At 75.4% G+C, this 17953-nt stretch carries 16 protein-coding genes; 7 read left to right on the plus strand and 9 right to left on the minus strand.

Annotation, left to right across the window (positions count from 1 at the left end):
* Positions 1-14 precede the first annotated feature (14 nt).
* Positions 15-539, minus strand: a complete 525-nt coding sequence (locus IE219_RS07615; RefSeq protein ID WP_189975786.1) for a hypothetical protein — start codon at positions 537-539, stop codon at positions 15-17.
* Between the two features lie 194 nt (positions 540-733).
* On the opposite strand from IE219_RS07615, the gene lon reads away from it, so the two are divergent.
* Complete coding sequence (gene lon / locus IE219_RS07620; protein ID WP_189975787.1) at positions 734-3139, plus strand: endopeptidase La; 2406 nt, start codon at positions 734-736, stop codon at positions 3137-3139.
* Positions 3140-3197: 58 nt separating this feature from the next.
* On the opposite strand, the gene IE219_RS07625 is transcribed toward lon, so the two are convergent.
* The 3 genes from IE219_RS07625 to IE219_RS07635 all read right to left on the minus strand — a co-directional run bounded on the left by IE219_RS07625 (position 3198) and on the right by IE219_RS07635 (position 6627).
* Positions 3198-4355: a carboxylate-amine ligase gene (locus tag IE219_RS07625; protein WP_189975788.1), complete on the minus strand. Its 1158-nt coding sequence runs from the start codon at positions 4353-4355 to the stop codon at positions 3198-3200.
* A gap of 239 nt (positions 4356-4594) precedes the next feature.
* Positions 4595-5479: a lytic polysaccharide monooxygenase auxiliary activity family 9 protein gene (locus tag IE219_RS07630; RefSeq protein WP_189975789.1), complete on the minus strand. Its 885-nt coding sequence runs from the start codon at positions 5477-5479 to the stop codon at positions 4595-4597.
* 314 nt (positions 5480-5793) lie between these two features.
* Positions 5794-6627, minus strand: coding sequence for a lysozyme (locus tag IE219_RS07635; protein ID WP_189975790.1), 834 nt, complete (start codon positions 6625-6627; stop codon positions 5794-5796).
* A 205-nt stretch (positions 6628-6832) separates the two neighbouring features.
* Between IE219_RS07635 and IE219_RS07640 the strand changes: the two genes are divergently transcribed.
* Positions 6833-7402, plus strand: coding sequence for a MarR family winged helix-turn-helix transcriptional regulator (locus tag IE219_RS07640; RefSeq protein ID WP_229849642.1), 570 nt, complete (start codon positions 6833-6835; stop codon positions 7400-7402).
* 21 nt (positions 7403-7423) lie between these two features.
* On the opposite strand, the gene IE219_RS07645 is transcribed toward IE219_RS07640, so the two are convergent.
* Positions 7424-8206 carry a hypothetical protein gene (locus IE219_RS07645; protein ID WP_189975791.1) on the minus strand — a complete coding sequence of 261 codons (783 nt, stop codon included), beginning with the start codon at positions 8204-8206 and terminating at the stop codon, positions 7424-7426.
* Positions 8207-8578: 372 nt separating this feature from the next.
* Here IE219_RS07645 and IE219_RS07650 point away from each other — a divergent pair, with 372 nt between their 5' ends.
* From IE219_RS07650 to IE219_RS07670, 5 genes are all read left to right on the plus strand, one after another.
* The gene (locus tag IE219_RS07650) at positions 8579-11464 is read left to right on the plus strand and encodes a sensor histidine kinase (protein ID WP_373298786.1); all 2886 of its coding nucleotides are present in this window, start codon (positions 8579-8581) and stop codon (positions 11462-11464) included.
* A complete protein-coding gene (locus tag IE219_RS07655) occupies positions 11461-11994 on the plus strand; it encodes a roadblock/LC7 domain-containing protein (protein ID WP_189975793.1) in 534 nt (177 codons plus the stop codon). The genes IE219_RS07650 and IE219_RS07655 overlap by 4 nt, the downstream gene beginning before the upstream one ends.
* The gene (locus tag IE219_RS07660) at positions 11991-12401 is read left to right on the plus strand and encodes a DUF742 domain-containing protein (RefSeq protein ID WP_189975794.1); all 411 of its coding nucleotides are present in this window, start codon (positions 11991-11993) and stop codon (positions 12399-12401) included. The genes IE219_RS07655 and IE219_RS07660 overlap by 4 nt, the downstream gene beginning before the upstream one ends.
* A gap of 118 nt (positions 12402-12519) precedes the next feature.
* Positions 12520-13152: a GTP-binding protein gene (locus tag IE219_RS07665; protein WP_373298797.1), complete on the plus strand. Its 633-nt coding sequence runs from the start codon at positions 12520-12522 to the stop codon at positions 13150-13152.
* A gap of 32 nt (positions 13153-13184) precedes the next feature.
* Positions 13185-14423 (plus strand): styrene monooxygenase/indole monooxygenase family protein, encoded by a 1239-nt coding sequence (locus IE219_RS07670; RefSeq protein WP_189975795.1) that lies wholly within the window; start codon positions 13185-13187, stop codon positions 14421-14423.
* Here IE219_RS07670 and IE219_RS07675 read toward each other — a convergent pair.
* From IE219_RS07675 to IE219_RS07690, 4 genes are all read right to left on the minus strand, one after another.
* Positions 14393-15766: a C40 family peptidase gene (locus IE219_RS07675; RefSeq protein WP_189975796.1), complete on the minus strand. Its 1374-nt coding sequence runs from the start codon at positions 15764-15766 to the stop codon at positions 14393-14395. The genes IE219_RS07670 and IE219_RS07675 overlap by 31 nt on opposite strands.
* Positions 15767-15854: 88 nt before the next feature.
* On the minus strand, positions 15855-16172 hold the full coding sequence (locus tag IE219_RS07680; RefSeq protein ID WP_189975797.1) for a DUF8847 domain-containing protein: 318 nt from the start codon (positions 16170-16172) through the stop codon (positions 15855-15857).
* A 23-nt stretch (positions 16173-16195) separates the two neighbouring features.
* Complete coding sequence (locus tag IE219_RS07685; protein ID WP_189975798.1) at positions 16196-16918, minus strand: TetR/AcrR family transcriptional regulator; 723 nt, start codon at positions 16916-16918, stop codon at positions 16196-16198.
* A 71-nt stretch (positions 16919-16989) separates the two neighbouring features.
* Entirely contained in the window at positions 16990-17925 is a 936-nt protein-coding gene (locus tag IE219_RS07690; RefSeq protein ID WP_189975799.1) for an AurF N-oxygenase family protein, read from the minus strand.
* Positions 17926-17953: the final 28 nt, after the last annotated feature.

Below are 17953 nucleotides of genomic sequence, written 5' to 3' on the forward strand. Positions count from 1 at the left end.
TTTCCGGGCAGGGACTAGGGGGCGGTCGGCGGGCCGCCGCCGGGGAGGGCGTCGAAGACGCGCTGGAGGGCGGCGGGGCGTCCGTCGTCACCGGCGACGACCGCGCGGTCGTGGTACGTCACCGTGTAGCGGAACCCGTCGGCGACGGTCCGGCCGGACGGTTCCTCCGGCACGCGCGCGTAGGCGGGGTCCTCCAGGGCGGCCCGGAGCGCGGCCAGCTCCCCGGCGGTCATCCGCCCCGTGCGGACCTCCCCGCTCCGGGACCGGCTGGTCCAGGAGCCGTCCTCGGCCACGGCGAGCCGGTTGTCCACCCCGGCGAACCCGCCGCTCACCGCCACCTCGACGAGCGCGGCCGCGGCGCGCGGCTCCGCCGTCGCGCCGGTGTCCGCGCCCGTTCCGCTCGTGCCGGGCGCCGGGGCGGCCGGACCGTCGGCGGCCGCGCAGCCGCCGACCCCCAGGACGAGCGCCGCCACCACCCCGGGCAGCACCGCCCCCCACACCCGCCCGCGCCCGGTCCCGTACTCCACAGCAGCGTCCATGGGCCGAGCATGCCCGCCCGCCGCCCCCGCCGTGGCCGGAACGCGCCGGAAAGCCCCGCGCGGGGGATTCACCAGGACAGGTCGCGCAGAGCGCCCCCGGAGTGATCGCTCAGAGCGAACAGCGCTCGGGGAACATTCGTGGGCTCACATGCATTGAGTCGGCATAGCTCAACTTGACTGCCGAAGGGGAGATCATGGCTTCTGAGTCCAAGCCGTCCGTGCCGCTGACGCTGCCTGTGCTGCCGCTCGACGACGAGGTCGTGCTGCCCGGGATGGTGGTGCCGCTGGACCTGTCCGACGCCGAGGTGCGGGCCGCCGTGGAGGCCGCGCAGGCCGCCGCGCGGAGCGGGAAGCCGCGGGTGCTGCTGGTGCCGCGGGTCGACGGGACGTACGCCGGGACCGGTGTGCTCGGGACCGTCGAGCAGGTCGGACGGCTGTCCGACGGGGACCCGGGCGCGCTCATCCGGGGCGTCGGACGGGTCAGGATCGGGGCCGGGACGACCGGGCCCGGCGGGGCGCTGTGGGTGGAGGGGACCACCGTCGAGGAGACCGTGCCCGACCCCCTGCCCGGCGCCGTGACCGAGCTGGTCAAGGAGTACAAGGCGCTCGCCACCAGCTGGCTGCGCAAGCGCGGCGCCTGGCAGGTCGTGGACCGCGTCCAGCAGATCGAGGCCGTCGGCGCCCTCGCCGACAACTCCGGGTACTCGCCCTTCCTCACCGTCGAGCAGAAGGTCGCCCTCCTGGAGACGGCCGACCCGGTCGCCCGGCTGAGGCTCGCCACCGCCCAGCTCCGCGAGCACCTCGCCGAGCAGGACGTCGCCGAGACCATCGCCAAGGACGTCCAGGAGGGCGTCGACAAGCAGCAGCGCGAGTTCCTGCTCCGCCGCCAGCTCGAAGCCGTACGCAAGGAACTGCGCGAGCTGAACGGCGAGAAGGACGGCGAGGAGTCCGACGACTACCGGGCCCGCGTCGAGGCCGCCGACCTCCCGGAGACGGTCCGCGAGGCCGCCCTGAAGGAGGTCGAGAAGCTGGAGCGGTCCAGCGACCAGTCCCCCGAGGGCTCCTGGATCCGCACCTGGCTCGACACCGTCCTCGAACTGCCGTGGAACGAGCGGACCGAGGACCGGTACGACATCCAGGGCGCCAAGGCCGTCCTCGACGCCGAGCACGCCGGCCTGGAGGACGTGAAGGAGCGCATCACCGAGTACCTGGCGGTCCGCAAGCGGCGCGCCGAGCGCGGCCTCGGGGTCGTCGGCGGGCGGCGCGGCGGCGCCGTGCTCGCCCTCGTCGGCCCGCCCGGCGTCGGCAAGACCAGCCTCGGCGAGAGCGTCGCCCACGCGATGGGCCGGAAGTTCGTCCGGGTCGCCCTCGGCGGCGTCCGCGACGAGGCCGAGGTCCGCGGCCACCGGCGCACCTACGTCGGCGCGCTGCCCGGCCGGATCGTCCGCGCGATCAAGGAGGCCGGCTCCATGAACCCGGTCGTCCTCCTCGACGAGATCGACAAGGTCGGCTCCGACTTCCGGGGCGACCCCGCCGCCGCCCTCCTCGAAGTCCTCGACCCGGCGCAGAACCACACCTTCCGCGACCACTACCTGGAGGTCGAGCTCGACCTCTCCGACGTGGTCTTCCTCGCCACCGCCAACGTCCTCGAAGCCATCCCGGAGGCCCTGCTCGACCGCATGGAGCTGGTCCGCCTCGACGGCTACACCGAGGACGAGAAGGTCGTCATCGCCCGCGACCACCTGCTGCCCCGGCAGCTGGAGCGCTCCGGCCTGGAGGCCGGCGAGGTGGTCCTCGACGAGGAGGCGCTGCGCAGGCTGGCCGGCGAGTACACCCGCGAGGCGGGCGTGCGCACCCTGGAGCGGGCCCTCGCCCGGCTGCTCCGCAAGATCGCGGCCCAGCACGAGCTGGGCGACCGGGAGCTGCCGTTCACGGTGGGCCCGGACGACCTGCGGGAGCTGATCGGCCGGCCGCACCACGTGCCCGAGTCCGCGCAGGACCCGGCCGAGCGCCGTACCGCCGTCCCCGGCGTGGCCACCGGCCTCGCGGTCACCGGCGCGGGCGGCGACGTCCTCTTCGTGGAGGCGTCCCTCGCCGACCCGGAGACCGGCGCCGCCGGGCTGACCCTCACCGGGCAGCTGGGCGACGTGATGAAGGAGTCCGCGCGGATCGCGCTCTCCTTCCTCCGCTCGCACGGCGCGGAGCTGGAGCTGCCCGTCACCGGCCTGAAGGACCGGGGCGTGCACATCCACTTCCCGGCGGGCGCGGTCCCCAAGGACGGCCCGAGCGCGGGCATCACCATGACGACCGCGCTGGCCTCGCTGCTCAGCGGGCGGACGGTCCGCACCGACGTGGCCATGACCGGCGAGGTCTCCCTCACCGGCCGGGTGCTGCCGATCGGCGGCCTCAAGCAGAAGCTGCTGGCCGCGCACCGGGCGGGCATCACCACGGTGGTCATCCCCAAGCGGAACGAGGCCGACCTGGACGACGTCCCGGCCGAGGTCCTGGCGAAGCTGGAGGTCCACCCGGTGACCGACGTCCGCCAGGTCCTGGAGATCGCCCTGGCCCCGGCGGAGGTCCCGGTCGCCGCGGCGGCCTGACCCGGCCGGACGGAAGGCCCCCGGCACGCGCCCGCGTGCCGGGGGCCTCCGCCGCGCGTCACACCGGCGTGGTCCGCCGGACCGCCTCCACCATCACCGAGGCGAGGCTGGCGTCGCCCGCGTGGGCCGCGCGCTGGGCGTCCGCGCCGGTGCCGCGCGCGAGCAGCCGGGCCACGCCCGCCTCCGCGCGCTCCCGGTCGCCGGACTCCTCCAGGGCGGGCCCGACGTGGGAGAGCAGGGCGTGCAGCACCTCGCCCGCCGGGGCCGGCCGCCAGCTGCCGGGGTGCAGCAGTTCGCCGCCGAGCCCGTACCGGCTGGCCCGCCAGGCGGCCAGGCGGAGCACCACGGTGGAGACCGGATCGGGGACCCGGCCCCGCCGCCACTCCCGCGCGGCCGTCTCGACCAGGGCGCGGCTCAGCACGGCCAGCAGGACGGTGTCCTCGATGTCGAGGCAGACGTCGCCGACCCGGATCTCGACCGTGGGGTAGCGGCGGGAGAGCCGGGCGTCGAAGTAGACCATGTGGTCGTCGACCAGGACGTCGCTGGCGAGCATCTCCCGGGTGGTGCGCTCGTACGCCTCCACGTCCCCGTACAGCTCGCTGGGGCCGGACATCGGCCAGCGCTGCCAGAGCTGGTGGCGCCAGCTCGCGTAACCGGTGTCCCGGCCCTGGAAGTAGGGGGAGTTGGCGCTGAGCGCGAGGAGCGGGGCGAGCCACGGCCGGATCCGGTCGAGGACGCCGACCCCCTCGTCCTGGGAGGAGAGGTGCACGTGCACGTGGCAGGCGCAGGCGAACTCCTCGTCGACGAGGTGGGCGTAGCGGGCGTGGATGCGCTGGTACCGGTCGGCGGGGTTGAGCAGGGGGCCGAAGCCGACGGCCGGGGTCGCGACGGCCGCGACGGCGACCCCGGCCTCCTCGGCCGCCGCCGAGGCGGCCCGCCGGGCCCGCCGCAGCTGGTCGGCGAGCTGCGGCGTGGTGGTGCAGGGGGAGGTGCCGATCTCCAGCTGCTCGGAGTACAACTCCGGCTTCGCCGGTTCCGGTTCAGGTCCCCCGGTGCGCGGCACGGCGTCGGCGTGCCAGGCGGCGATCTCGGTGACGGTGCCGGCGAGGGGCTGCGGGAGTCCGGTCTCGGGGTCGACCAGGAGGAGTTCCTCCTCCACCCCGAACGTGCGCAGCCCTTCCCCGCGGTGGTAGACCCACCGCTGCTGGTTCCGCATGGAGCGCTCTCCTTAACGGGCGGACGGTGGTGCGTGACGGCCGTTCGAACAGAGCTTTCTCCAAGGCTGTCCACGAACGTCCCGGCTTCCACCCGTCCTCGCGCACATGACGCGAAATCGCCCCCCGGAGCGGACTCCGGGGGGCGGGGCGGGGAGGAGGAGGGCGGGTTTCCCTGGGGACCGCCGGAGGGGTGAGCGGGGTCCCGCCCCGCCCGCCTCCTCCCGCCTGCCTCCGTCTCCTAGGAGGCGGAGGAGTCGCGGCGCCGGCCGAGGAGCAGGCTGCCCGCGCCGAAGACGGCGAGGGCGCCCGCGCCCGCGAGGGCGAGCGGCAGCGGGGAGGCGGGGGCCTCGCCGGTCTCGGCGGAGAGCGCCGGCGGCTGCTCGTCGCCGCCGTGGCCGGCGTGGCTGACGGTGGACAGCTCGGCGCCGGCGGCCAGTTCGGCCTCGGTGGGGGCCTGGGCCTTGAGGGCGGCGGGGGCGGCGGCCGCCGCGCCGAAGGTGACGTCCGAGCAGCTGTAGAACGCCTCGGGGCTGTCGTTGCGCTGCCACACCATGTAGACGATGTGGCGGCCGGCGCGGGCCGGGAGGTTGCCGGTGAAGGCGTAGTAGCCGTCGGTGGCGGTGCGGGGGGTGTTGTAGACCGCGACCGGGGAGGCGTCGAGGTCGGACCACTTCAGGGGCTGCGTCGGGTCGAAGCCGGCCTTGGTGATGTACATCGTCATCGTGCCGGAGTGGGCGGCGGTGGCCCGGATCTTGAAGTCGAAGGAGCCGGCCTGGACGGCGGTGGCGGGCCAGTCGGTGCGCGCCCAGTCGAGGGCCCGGTACTTCTCGCGGTTGGCCGAGCAGAGCTTGCCGTCCGGGATGAGCGCCTTGTGGTTGCCGTCGGCGTTGGCGATGTTGACCTCGTTCCAGTCGTACAGCGGCTGGGTGCCGGAGTCGGCGACGAGGTCCTTGCACACCTGCGACTTGGGGGCCTCGGGACCCTCGGCGTAACAGGCGGCGACGCGGCTCACGGGGTTGAAGACGGCTCCGTGGGCGGCGGCGGTGGTGGGGGTGAGACCGACGAGGGCCGCGGCGGCGGACAGGGCGGCGACGCCGGCGGCGGTACGGCGGGTGGACGGCATGCGGGGGCTCTCTCTCGTGCGTGGTGCGTGGGGGGACGGAGCGGGCAACGCGTGCGGGCGGCGCGGAAGTTGTCTTCCGTGCGACCGGGGTAGAGACTGGCATTGGTCCATACCAATGGGCAAGAGGTGGCACCGAAAAAGCCTCTGACCACGTGGAACGGCGGCTCCGGGGATGCCGCCGCATCCCTGGAACCGCCGTCGGGGGAGAGGTGCCGCCGGTCGTACGGGCCGGGGCGACCGGCCGCACGGGCCGGGGTGACCGGCCGCACGGGCCGGGGTGACCGGTCGTACGGGCCGGGCGTGGTGGCGCCGGGTCAGCCGTTCGCGAGCGCCCGGACCCGCGAGAGGTCGCCGTTGAAGTGGTTGTGGTCGCCGACCGTCGGGCCGGTCGAGGTGTACTGCCAGATCGTGTAGTACGGCCATCCGGCGGGGAGTTCGCCCACGGCGGAGGCGTAGCGCGCGATCCACAGCGGGTTGGTGGTGCCGAAGCCGGAGTAGTTGCCGGTGCACTCCTTCCACCAGCTCGTCGCGGTGTAGATGACGGCGTCGCGGCCGGTGCGGGCCTTGTAGCGGGTGGTGAAGTCGCGGATCCAGGAGACCATCCCGGCCTGGGACTTGCCGTAGCAGCTGGCGCCGTACGGGTTCCACTCGATGTCGAGCACGCCCGGCAGGGTCTTGCCGTCCTTGGACCAGCCGCCGCCGTTGTTGACGAAGTAGTCGGCCTGGGCGGCGCCGGTCGTGGTGTCCGGGGTGGCGAAGTGGTACGTCCCCCGGATCATGCCGACGTCGTAGGAGCCGCTGTACTGCTGGTTGAAGTAGGTGTTCTTGTAGTAGGTGCCTTCCGTCGCCTTGACGTAGGCCCACTTGACGCCGCTGTTCCAGAGGGTGGACCAGGCGACGTTCCCCTGGTGGCTGGCGACGTCGACGCCCTCGGTCTGGGCGGCGAGGGCGGAGGTGCCGCCGGGGGCGGCCGGGCCCCGGCCGTCGTGCTGGAGGACGCCCATGCCCATGTGGGCGGTGCCGCGCGCGGGGACGGCGGCGCGGGCGTCGGGGTCGGCGGCGGCCGCCGGGCCGGCCAGGGGCAGCGCCAGGGCGGTGGCGGCGAGGCCGGCGAGCAGGGCGGTGGGGACGGATCTGTGCACACGCATGGGGGACTCCCGTGGCTGGGTGGGGGGGATGGTGTGGACATGTCAGTCTCGTGCTCGGCGGTGACTCTACGCACGTAGACCACCGGGTGGAAGGGGTGCCGGGTGCCGCCGTTGGTCTACTCCTGCGAAATACTGAAAGAGCTGCGGCGATGCCCGTCGCGGCGGGAAACTTTCAGCCCACGAAACACGCGCGGGAGGTGCGGACGTGCGCCACAGCGGTACGGCCGGTGAAGACGGCACCACGGGCGGGGGAACGGCCGCCCCCGGGGAGGCCGCCGCCCCCGGCGCGACTTCCGGTACGGCCTCCGGTCCGCGAGCCGCCGCGCCCGGGGCCGCCCCGGCCGCCGAGCCGGAGTTCCTCGCGCTGGAGCGGGAGCTCGCCGTGTTCCTGCGGCGGGCGCGGGCACAGTCCGGGGAGATGGCCCGCGAGGTCCACCCGGAGCTGGAGTCCTCCGCGTACGGCCTCTTCGTCCGGCTCGACGGGGCCGGCCCGCAGCGCGCCACCGAGCTCTCCGCCTACATCGGCGTCGGCAAGGCCACCATGAGCCGCCAGCTGCGCGCCCTCGAACAGCTCGGCCTGGTCGCCCGCGACCCCGACCCGGCCGACGGCCGCGCCTCGCTGGTCCGCCTCACCGACGAGGGCCGGGCCCGCTTCCGGCACGTCCGCGACGCCCGCCGGGAGCGGTACGTCCGCAAGCTCGCCGACTGGGACCGCGCCGAGGTCGCCGAACTCGCCCGGCTCCTCAACCACTTCAACCAGCGCTCCGAGGGCTGACCCCGGGGCGGGCCGCCGGGGTCACGGCTCCACGTACACGGCCGTCGCGTCGTCGTGGACCTTGCCGCGCCGCCCGCCCCCGGCCGCCGCGTCCGCCGCCTCCAGCTCCCGCACCCGCCGCAGCAGCCCCGCCGGGCCCTCCCGCTCCAGGACGTCCGCGCAGTCGGTCCAGTCGCCCGCACCGAACCGCTCCACCCAGCGCCCCGCCCCGTCCGTGAGCGCGGCCAGCGCCCGGACCTCCGCGGCCGGCACCGTGCCGGTCACCGCCCGCCGCGCGACCGCGGGGTCGGCCGCCGCCGTGAAGAAGCCGCCCTCCCTGTTCCGCAGCCGGTCCGCCGCCGCGTGCGAGCGGAGCGCCTCGGCCGGGACCCGGTCCAGCCGGTCGTCCCGCACCGCCCGGACGCCGCCGCCGGGGGCCCGGAGCAGCAGCACCGCGTCGGAGAGGACGAGGTACTCGACCCCGGCCGCGCCCCACCGCGCGAGGACCACGGTCGCCTGAGGCGTACGCACGTGAGAAAGGTCACAAGTGTCCGCGTGAAGTTTCGCGGTGCGCCGGATTGCCAACGAGAGGATCTCGGACAGCGTCAGATCACGCCGGGAAGCGGACAGTTCGGTCAAAGCCCCGCCGAGCCGGGCGGTGAACCACGGCACCGTGTGCACACATCCGTCCCCGCCCCGGGGCGGCGTCACACCGTCCAGCAGGACGAGCGTCCCCCCGTCCCCCGAGGCGGGCAGGGCCGTCGCGGCCCAGTCCTCGTTGGGACGGGCGGGGTCGCCGGGCAGGGTGGCGGCTTCGGTGCGCATGATGTCCAGTGTGCCCGGCTGTCGCAGCGCCTTCACAACCCCTGCAAAGGGCCGAAAATGGACTGTACCAACCGGCCGTGGCCCCTGCCCGGGGCGGAACTGACGGCTCCGGCGACCTGCGGGCGCGCATCCTGTCAAAGCCCGCCCCGAAGATCCAGCCGGGGGCCGGAACGGGCCCCCGCCCGCCGCCGCCGGAAGTTGTTCGCCAACTCAGGAGTGTTGTTCACTCGTTCGGGTGGCGGAGCGGCCGATGCCCGTCTTCTACCCGGAAGCGCTGGAATGGTCGGAAGCCGTACCAGGGGTGGGGGCGGAACCTCGTGACCGGCCGTCACCTCTGCTGTGTGGGCGGACGAGTCAAGAATGCGAGCACCGGTGCAGAAGAAGCGGCCTCGGAGCATGAACGGCGCGCGGAGCCGGACCCCCGGTCAGCCCCCGGCCCCCGGCAGCGCGCCGGACCAGGGCACCCCGCCCGCCGTCCCGGCCCCGGCCCCCCAGGGCCGTCCCAAGCGCGTCCGCACCCGGCTCGTCGCCGGTGTCGCCCTCGTCGGCATCACCGTGCTCGGCGCCGGCGCCCCCGCGGTCCTCGCCGCCTCCGCCGACCTCGACGACTCCCGGCGCCTGGTCGCCCTCGCCGAACTCGACCGGCAGGCCGTCACCCTCGCCCACTCCCTCGCCGACGAGCGCGACGAGGTCGTCGCCCACATCGCCGCCGGCCGCGAGGGGCAGACCGGCTCCGGGAAGCAGCGCTGGGTCCTCGACCCCGCCACCTCCGCCCGCGTCGACCGGCAGATCGACGAGATCCGCGCCGCCGCCCCCGCCGGGCTCCGCCGCGACCTGGCCTCCGTCCCCTCGCTGCGGCGCACCGCCGTCACCGGCAAGGGCACCGCCCTGGAGGCCCACCGGGCCTACGGCGACCTCATCGGCAAGCTCCAGGAACTCGCCGACGACCTGGCCCGGCAGACCCCGCCGCGCGCCGCCGACGGCCCCACCGGCGACTCCCGCGCCCCCGCCGACCTCGGCCGCGCCGTCGAGCAGGCGTCCGCCACCCGCGGCCTCCTCCTCGGAGCTCTCCTCGTCCCGCAGCCCAAGCCCACCGGCGACATCCACTACGACGCGGAGACCGGCACCTACGTCCCCGACGAGCCCGAGGGCGCCAAGGAGGCCCAGCGCGCCCGCGACCTGCTGAGCACCGCCGCCCAGCAGGCCCGCGTCAGCGAACTCGCCGCCCTCGCCGACTTCGACCGCTCCGCCGGAGCCACCGCCCGCGACTCCTTCGCGCAGGCCGTCACCGGCCCCGAGGTCAAGACCGCCGAGCAGGCCCTCGGCCGGCTCACCGACCGGCCCACCCTGACCGCCGCCGAGACCCGCACCCCCCCGGCCGGTCTCGACGCCGCGCTCTCCGCCCGCATCGAGCAGATGCGGAGCGTCGAGTCCGCCCTCGCCGCCAAGCGCGTCGAGCGGCTCACCGTCCTGCGCGACGACGACGTCACCGCCCTCGAACTGCACCTCGCCCTCGTCGGCGCCTGCCTGCTCGCCGCCGTGGCCGTCTCCACCTACGTCGCCCGCAGCCTCACCCGGCCGCTCGCCGTCCTGCGCATCGGCGCCGCCCGGCTCGCCGCCGCGCCCGACCCGGCCGCCGAGGAAGCCGTCCGCTTCACCGGCCGCAACGACGAGTTCGCCCAGGTCGTCCGCTCCCTCAACACCCTCCACGGGCAGCTCGCCGCCCTCGCCGCGCACACCGGCCGGCTCACCGGCGAGCGGGCCGCCCAGACCGCCGCCCAGGAGGCCGCCGAGGCCGAACTGGCCACCCTGCGCGCCGACCTCCAGGGCCGGATCGCGCTCCTCACCGCCGACCTCGGACGGCTCCGCGACACCGTCCACCACAGCTTCGTCAACCTCTCGCTGCGCAGCCTCGGCCTCGTCGACCGCCAGCTCGCCGTCATCGAGAAGCTGGAGGAGCGCGAGCAGGACCCCGACCGGCTCGCCACCCTCTTCAAGCTCGACCACATGGCGACCGTCATGCGCCGCCACAGCGAGAACCTCCTCGTCCTCGCCGGCCACGAGCACGTCCACGGCCACGGCGGGCCGGTCCCGCTGGTCGACGTGCTGCGCGCCGCCGTCAGCGAGATCGAGCGGTACGAGCGGGTCACCATCCAGTCCCTGCCGCCGCACGCCCAGGTCGCCGGCTTCGCCGCGGACGACCTCAGCCACCTCGTCGCCGAACTCCTGGAGAACGCCACCGCCTTCTCCCCGCCGGACGCCGAGGTCCAGCTCTCCGGCTGGCTCCTGGAGAGCGGCGAGGTCATGCTCTCCGTCCAGGACTCCGGCATAGGGATCCCCGAGCACCGGCGCGCCGAGCTGAACGCCCGCCTCGCCACCGCCGACCCGGACGGCTTCGAGGGCGAGGGCCTCGGCATGCGGGTCGTCTCCCTGCTCGCCGCCCGGCACGACGTCGGCGTCGAACTGCGCGAGCAGAAGCCCGGCGGCACCGCCGCCGTCGTCGTGCTGCCGCTGCCGCTGCTCCCGGCCGCCCCGCCGGCCGCCGGACCCGAGCCGGTCCGCTTCGGCGCCGCGGGCCCGGTGCCCGTCGTCCACCTGCCCGGCTCCGAGGCCGAGGCCAACTCCAACACGCTGCCGTCCCGCGGCCGGGACCCGCTGGTGGAGGCCGCCGAGCGCGCCTTCCGGGCCGCGCACCAGGAGCCCGCGCCGGCCCCCGCCCAGGAGGAGCCGTACGCGCCCGAGGAGCCGTACGCCCCCGAGCCCGCGCCCGCGTCCCAGGAGCCGTACCCGCCCCAGGAGGCGTACCCGGCCGAGGAGCCGTACGCCCCCGTCGAGTCCGTCTCCGAGACCACCCTCCAGGTGCGGCTGCCCGACCCGCCGCCCGAGCCGGACAGCCACGAGCGCACCCCCGAACCGCCCGCCGCGGCGGCCCCGGAGCGGCCCGCGCCCGAGCCGCTCGTGCCGGAGCAGGCCGGACCCGTGGACGAGGGGCAGCTCCCCGGACCGCGCCCCGCCCAGTGGGAGCGCGTCACCGACAAGGGCCTGCCCAAGCGGACCCCCCAGGTGGTCCGCGCCCCCGCGTCGCCCACCGCCCCCCGCCGGGGCGCGGTCGACGCCGACGCGCTGCGCCGCCGGCTGGGCGGCTTCCACCAGGGCGCCGTCGCCGGACGCCGTGACGTCGAGGCGGAGATAGCGGCCGAGAGCACCACGCGCACAGAGGAGATGACGGGGGACTCAGTCGAGGAGGCACGCAGTTGACCGCCACGGGAACGACCGGCACCACCAGTACGACCGTACCCACCGGCACCACCGGGACGTACGGGCAGAGCACCGAGGCCCGCAACCTGCAATGGCTGCTGGGCAACCTGGTCGAGGAGGTGCCCGGCGTCCGCTCGGTCGCCGTCGTCTCCTCCGACGGGCTCCTGCTGCTCTCCTCCGACCCGGAGCCGCCGGCCGGCCCCGGGGACGACGGGGCCGCCCGCCCCCGGGGCCCGCGCGGCTCCAGCGCCGACCTGGCCACCATCGTCTCCGGCATCGGCAGCCTCACCGTGGGCGCCGCCCGGCTGATGGAGGGCGGCGGGGTGAAGCAGACCATGGTCGCCATGGAGGAGGGCAGCGTCTTCGTGATGTCGATCAGCGACGGCTCGCTGCTCGGCGTGCACGCCACCCCCGACTGCGACATGAGCGTCGTCGCCTACCACATGGCCCTCTTCGTGGGCCGGGCCGGACACGTCCTCACCCCCGAGGTCCGCAGCGAGCTGCGCGAGGCGATGGAGAGCTACCGGTGACCTCGCTCTCCGCCCGGCGCCTGCCGGTCCGGGGCGAGGGGCGGCGCCCCGCGCGCGTGCGCCCGTACTCGCTCACCGGCGGCCGCACCCGCTTCGGACACGTGCTGCTCGTGGAGACCTTCGTGGCCGCCCTGGAGGCGGCCCCCGCCCGCAAGGTCCTCACGGACGGCGGCCCCGGCGCCCGAGGGCTCATGCCCGAGATGCGCGCCATCGTCGAGATCTGCCGCCGGATGCGGACCGTCGCGGAGATCTCGGCCCTCCTCAAGATGCCGTTGGGTGTCGTCCGGGTGCTGCTCAGCGACCTGGCCGACCAGGGAAAGATCCGTGTGTACGGGACCGGTCACGACACCGGGCAGCCCGACCGCGCGCTCCTCGAAAGGGTGCTGAGTGGACTCCGTCGTCTCTGACGCCACCACCGTCTCCGCCTCCCCGGAGACGGTCCTCCCGGAGACCGTCCTCCCGGAGGCCGTTCCCCAGGAGACCGCCCCTCCCCGGGCCGCCTCCCCGGAGACCGGCCGGCCCGCCGTGGCGATCCCCGCCCAGCAGCGCGGCGGGACCGCCGAACCAGATCCCGAGGACGGCGCCCAGGACTGGCAGCTCGACCACAGCCGGGCCCCGATCGCGACGAAGATCGTGGTCGCGGGAGGCTTCGGCGTCGGCAAGACCACCTTCGTCCGCGCGGTCTCGGAGATCACCCCGCTCCAGACCGAGGCCCTGATGACGCAGGCCAGCGAGGAGACCGACGACCTCACCGCCACCCCGGACAAGCTCACCACCACCGTGGCGATGGACTTCGGCCGGATCACCCTCGACAACGACCTGGTCCTGTACGTCTTCGGCACCCCCGGCCAGCAGCGCTTCTGGTTCATGTGGGACGACCTGGTGCGCGGCGCGATAGGCGCGATCGTGCTCGCCGACACCCGCCGCCTCACCGACTGCTTCCCGGCCCTCGACTACTTCGAGAGCTGCGGGCTGCCGTACGTGGTGGCGGTCAACCACTTCGAGGGCACCGAACTGTTCGAGCCGGAGGACGTCAGGGAGGCCCTGACGATCTCCCCGGAGGTCCCCGTGGTGATCATGGACGCGCGCAAGCGCTACAGCGTCGTCGAGACGCTCCTCGCCATGGTCGAGCACGCGCTCTCCGCCACGCCCGAATAGCCCGCCCCCGTCTTCGCCAGGAGCCCCCGCCCATGCGGAAGATACTCATAGTCGGCGCCGGACAGTCCGGCCTCCAGCTCGCCCTCGGCCTCCAGTCCCAGGGGTACGAGGTCACCCTCATGTCGAACCGGACGGCGGACGAGGTCCGTTCCGGCCGGGTCATGTCCACCCAGTGCATGTTCCACACCGCGCTCCAGCACGAGCGCGACCTCGGCCTGAACTTCTGGGAGTCCCAGGCCCCCCGGATCGAGGGCCTCGGCCTCTCCGTCGCGGGCCCCGACTCCGCCCGCCCCATCGACTGGGTCGGCCGCCTCGACGGCATCGCCCAGTCCGTCGACCAGCGCGTCAAGATGGCCGGCTGGATGGAGACCTTCGCCCAGCGCGGCGGCCAGCTCGTCATCCACGGCGCGTCCGTCGGCGACCTCGACTTCTTCGCCCGCCGCTACGACCTGGTCCTCGTCGCCGCAGGCAAGGGCGAGCTGGTCTCCATGTTCGGCCGGGACGCCGAGCGCTCCCCGCACACCGAGCCGCAGCGCGCGCTGGCCGTCGCCTACGTCCACGGCCTCGGCCCGCGCCCCGAGCACCCCGACTTCGACGCGGTCCGCTGCAACATCGTGCCCGGCGTCGGCGAACTGTTCGTCATGCCGACCCTCACCACCGGCGGCCGCGCCGACATCCTCTTCTGGGAGGGCCTGCCCGGCGGCCCCGTCGACGCCTTCCGGGGCGTCAAGGACCCCGCCGAGCACCTGGCGCTCACCCTGGAGCTGATGGAGCGCTTCATCCCCTGGGAGTACGCGCGGGCCACCAGGGTCGAGCTGACCGACGCGGGCGGCACCCTCGCCGGCCGCTACGCGCCGACCGTCCGCAACCCCGTCGGCCGGCTGCCCTCCGGCGGCCTGGTCCTCGGCGTCGCCGACGTCGTCGTCGCCAACGACCCGATCACCGGCCAGGGCTCCAACTCGGCCTCCAAGTGCGCCGCCGCCTACCTGGCGGCGATCGTCGAGCAGGGCGACCGGCCCTTCGACGAGGCGTGGATGCGGTCCGCCTTCGCCCGCTACTGGCGCACCGCCGAACCCGTCACCAAGTGGACCAACGCGATGCTGGCCCCGCCGCCGGAGCACGTCCTGAACCTGCTCGGCGCCGCCGGGCAGCTCCAGCCCGTCGCCGACCGCGTCGCCAACGGCTTCGACGACCCGGCCGACTTCGAGCACTTCTTCTACGAGCCGGAGAAGGCCGCCGCCTACCTGGCCTCGGTCTCCGCCGGGGCCTGAGCCTCCCGGTAGCCCTCGTCCGACCCCTCCCGGGCCGCCTCCGGCAGCGCGGGAGGGACGTACGCCGCCAGGGCCTCCGCGCCCGGATCGGGTCGTACGGCCCCGAGCAGCGGGTTCGCCGCGATCGGGGAGACCTTCACCCGGGCGCCCGGCCGGGGGGCCTGCACCACCAGGCCGCCGCCGAGGTAGAGCGCCACGTGGGTGGCCTCCGGGAAGTACACGACCAGGTCGCCGGGGCGCAGCCCGGCCAGCGGCACCCGGGGCAGCTCGGCCCACTGCTCCTGGCTGGTGCGGGGGATCTCCCGGCCGGCCGCCGCCCACGCCCGCTGGGTCAGCCCCGAGCAGTCGTACGACTCCGGCCCCTCGGCCCCCCACTCGTACGGCTTGCCGAGCTGGTCCACGGCGAAGCGCAGCGCCTCGGCGCCCGCCCCGGACGGGTGCCGGGTGCCGTCGAGGACGCCGCTGTCGAGCAGCGCGCCCTGGGCCCCGGCGGTCTCGGTCCGCTCCCGCGCCTCCACCCCGGCGAGCTGGTCGGGGGAGAGGGAGGCGAGCAGCCGCTCGACCTCCGCGAGCCGCGCGCGCACCCCGTCGCGGGCGGTGCCCTGCCGGGCGAGGAGGGCGCGCTGCCGGTCGAGGGCGGTGCGGGAGGCGGTGGCAAGCCCGGCGGCCCGGCGCTCGGCCTCCCGGAGCCGGGGGACGGCGGTGGCCCGGTCGCGGGCGGCCCGGTCCATCAGGTGCCCGGCGTCCAGCGCGGACTGCGGGTCGGGGGAGAAGAGGAGCCGCAGCGGGGAGTCGTACCCGCCGCGGCCCTGGTACTGCTCGCGGGCCAGCCGTCCGGCCTCGTCCCGCCCGCGCGCCAGGGCGGTCCTGGCGCCCGCCAGGGCGGCGGTGACCCGGCGGGTGTCGGCGGTCTGGAGCCGCAGCGCCTCCTCGGCGGCGTTGTACCGCTCGGTGGCGGCCTCGGCCTGCCGGTAGAGGGTCCGCAGCCGGGTCAGCAGGACGGCCACGGAGTCCCCGGGCCCGCTCCGGCCGGTCTCCCCGGCGTCCCCGGAGGACGCGGCACCCGGCCCCACCGGCCCGCCCGGCCCCGTGGACTCCGCCGGTTCCAAGGGCCCCACCGGCTCCCCGGACCCCGTCGGCCCCACCGGCCCGGTGGACTCCACGGGTCCCACCGGCCCCGGTGACTCCTCCGGTCCCACGGGCCTGGCCGATTCCACCGGCCCCATCGATTCCACCGGTCCCGGCGGTGCCGGGGCGGCGGCGGTGACGGCGGTCGTGCCGGACAGGGCCGTCAGGGCGGCCAGGGCCCCCGTGCCGAGCGTGCGCAGGAGTCGTCGCGCCACGTCACCACCACCTCCAGAGCGGGCTCCGGAGCATCATGGCGCGTCATTTCATCCGATCACCGTACGCATGCGGGCGTGGCCCGGCCCCTCACTCCTTCGGCGCACCGTCCGGACCGGCACCGTCCGGACCGGCGGTCCCGGTGCGCGGCTTGGACCACGGCCACCGGATCTCGCGCCGCTCGCGGCCCCCGGGGGCGTACGCGTAGACCCAGCCGCGCTGGAGTCCGAGCCGCTTGGAGTATCCGGCGGGCTCGCGCCGGTAGGCGTACCGCACGGCGGGCCGGCCGTCGTGGGCCGGGACCGGCACCTCGTACCACTTGGGCGGATGGCCCGTCGGGCCGAGCAGGACCGGCAGCACCCGGCCGTCGAGCGGGCCGCCGCGGAAGGGGGTGTTCTCGCTTCTCACCCGTCCAGTCTCCCCCGGCGGGCTCAGAGCAGCCGGGCCGCCTCGTCCGCCAGCGGCAGCAGCCGCCGGGCCAGGTCCGCCACCGGGCCGTCCGGGCGCTCCCGGGCGAGCAGCCCGCGCACCGTCCCGGCCGTCTCGGGATCGCCCGCCGCGCTCACCACGAGGACGCCCACCAGGTGGTCGACCAGCCAGTCCCGCAGCTCGGCGGCGGGCAGCCGCTTCTCCTCGTCGAGCCAGAGCAGCGAGGCCGCCTCGACGGCCGCGATCCAGGTGCGCACCAGCATCGCGAGCCGGGGGCCCGGCCGCTCGGCGCCCAGGTGGTGGAGGATCTGCCCGGCCGCCTCCCGGCGCACCTCGTCCACGATGGCGGTGGTGCGGGAGGTCTCCACGACGCTGCCGCCGCGCAGCAGGGCGCTGAACCCGGCGTCGTGGCCGTCGACGAAGGCGAGGTAGCGGTCGAGGACCCGGCCGAGGCGCTCGGTGGGCGGGCCCTCGGCCGGTTCGTGGAAGCAGCGGTTGAGGGCGTCGGCGGAGGACCGCAGGGCGGCCTCGTACAGCTGCTGCTTGCCGCCGGGGAAGTAGCGGTAGACCAGCGGGCGGGAGACCCCGGCGGCCTCGGCGACGTCGTCGAGGGAGACGTCCTCGGGCGCCCGGTGGGCGAAGAGTCCGAGGGCGGCCTCCAGGAGCTGGCCGCGCCGCTCCTCGACGCTGAGCCGGCGGTACGCGGGCGAGGCGGCGCTGGTCATGCCCGCAGGGTAACCCCGGTGCGTCCGGCTCCGGGCCGGTGTCCGCGTCACGGTCCGTGGGCCGCGCGCCGTCAGGCCAGCAGTCCGGAGGACTTCCACAGCCGCCGGGCCGGGCCCTGGAGCAGGCCGACGTCGTCGAGGAAGTCCGTCAGCCGCTCGGCGCCGGTCCGCATCACCTCGCGCCGGTGGCCGCTGGCCCTGACCTCGGCGACCGCCCGCCGCCGGTCGAGGCCGACGGCGTCGTACACCCCGGGGTTGACGAAGCAGCTGGAGAAGACCCGGGCGGACTCGCCGCAGCTCAGCGCGGTCATCTCGCGCTGCCAGCGGGGGGCGGTCGCCATCTGGCGGCGCAGCTCCTCGCGCGCGTACCGGACGTGCCGGGCCTCCTCGACGACGTGGATGCGGGTCACGCCGCGCACCAGCGGCTGGACCCGCTCGTCGGGGAAGGTGAGCCGCTGCATCCAGTCCAGGACCTCCTCGCCGAGGAGGGTGGAGGCGAAGGAGCCGGGGGTGGTGGAGACGGACTTGAGGACGCGGGCGAGGTTGTGGTGGACCCGGGGGACCGGGTACGAGCCGGTGCCGCCCTTGCGGATCATGCGGGCGAACATCATCGAGTGGCGGCACTCGTCGGCGATCTCGGTGAGCGCGTAGCCGACGTGATGGCTGGTCAGGTCCCGGTCGTAGACGTGCCGGACGAGGAGCTGCATGAGGATGACCTCGAACCAGATGCCGAGCGAGGCGAGCGCGGCGGCCTCGTGGCGGGAGAGCGCGATCCGCTGCTCCTCGGACATCCGCCGCCACAGCGGGGTGTCGTAGAGGGAGACCAGCTCCGGGGGCCAGAACCACTTGCCGTCCTCGTAGGGGGCGTCCCAGTCGAGTTCGGCGTCGGGGTCGTGGGAGTGCCGGCGGGAGGCGTCGAGGAGCCGCTCGGCGAGTCGCTCGCGGTCGCGGAGCGGGCCGAGGGCGTCCCGCATCAGGGTGAAGTCGGGCTCGGTGCGGGGGCTCATGGCGGGGGACACCTCACGGGGGCGCGAG

Source organism: Streptomyces termitum (genome assembly GCF_014650175.1).
GTDB classification, from domain to species: Bacteria; Actinomycetota; Actinomycetes; order Streptomycetales; family Streptomycetaceae; genus Streptomyces; species Streptomyces termitum.

Bases quoted from the DNA above. Each gene is read 5' to 3' on its own strand.
- IE219_RS07645 (WP_189975791.1), bottom strand. From the start codon at position 8,206: ATGCGCACCGAAGCCGCCACCCTGCCCGGCGACCCCGCCCGTCCCAAC.
- lon (WP_189975787.1), top strand. From the start codon at position 734: ATGGCTTCTGAGTCCAAGCCGTCCGTGCCGCTGACGCTGCCTGTGCTG.
- IE219_RS07685 (WP_189975798.1), bottom strand. From the start codon at position 16,918: ATGACCAGCGCCGCCTCGCCCGCGTACCGCCGGCTCAGCGTCGAGGAG.
- IE219_RS07690 (WP_189975799.1), bottom strand. From the start codon at position 17,925: ATGAGCCCCCGCACCGAGCCCGACTTCACCCTGATGCGGGACGCCCTC.
- IE219_RS07630 (WP_189975789.1), bottom strand. From the start codon at position 5,479: ATGCCGTCCACCCGCCGTACCGCCGCCGGCGTCGCCGCCCTGTCCGCC.
- IE219_RS07670 (WP_189975795.1), top strand. From the start codon at position 13,185: ATGCGGAAGATACTCATAGTCGGCGCCGGACAGTCCGGCCTCCAGCTC.
- IE219_RS07625 (WP_189975788.1), bottom strand. From the start codon at position 4,355: ATGCGGAACCAGCAGCGGTGGGTCTACCACCGCGGGGAAGGGCTGCGC.
- IE219_RS07635 (WP_189975790.1), bottom strand. From the start codon at position 6,627: ATGCGTGTGCACAGATCCGTCCCCACCGCCCTGCTCGCCGGCCTCGCC.
- IE219_RS07615 (WP_189975786.1), bottom strand. From the start codon at position 539: ATGGACGCTGCTGTGGAGTACGGGACCGGGCGCGGGCGGGTGTGGGGG.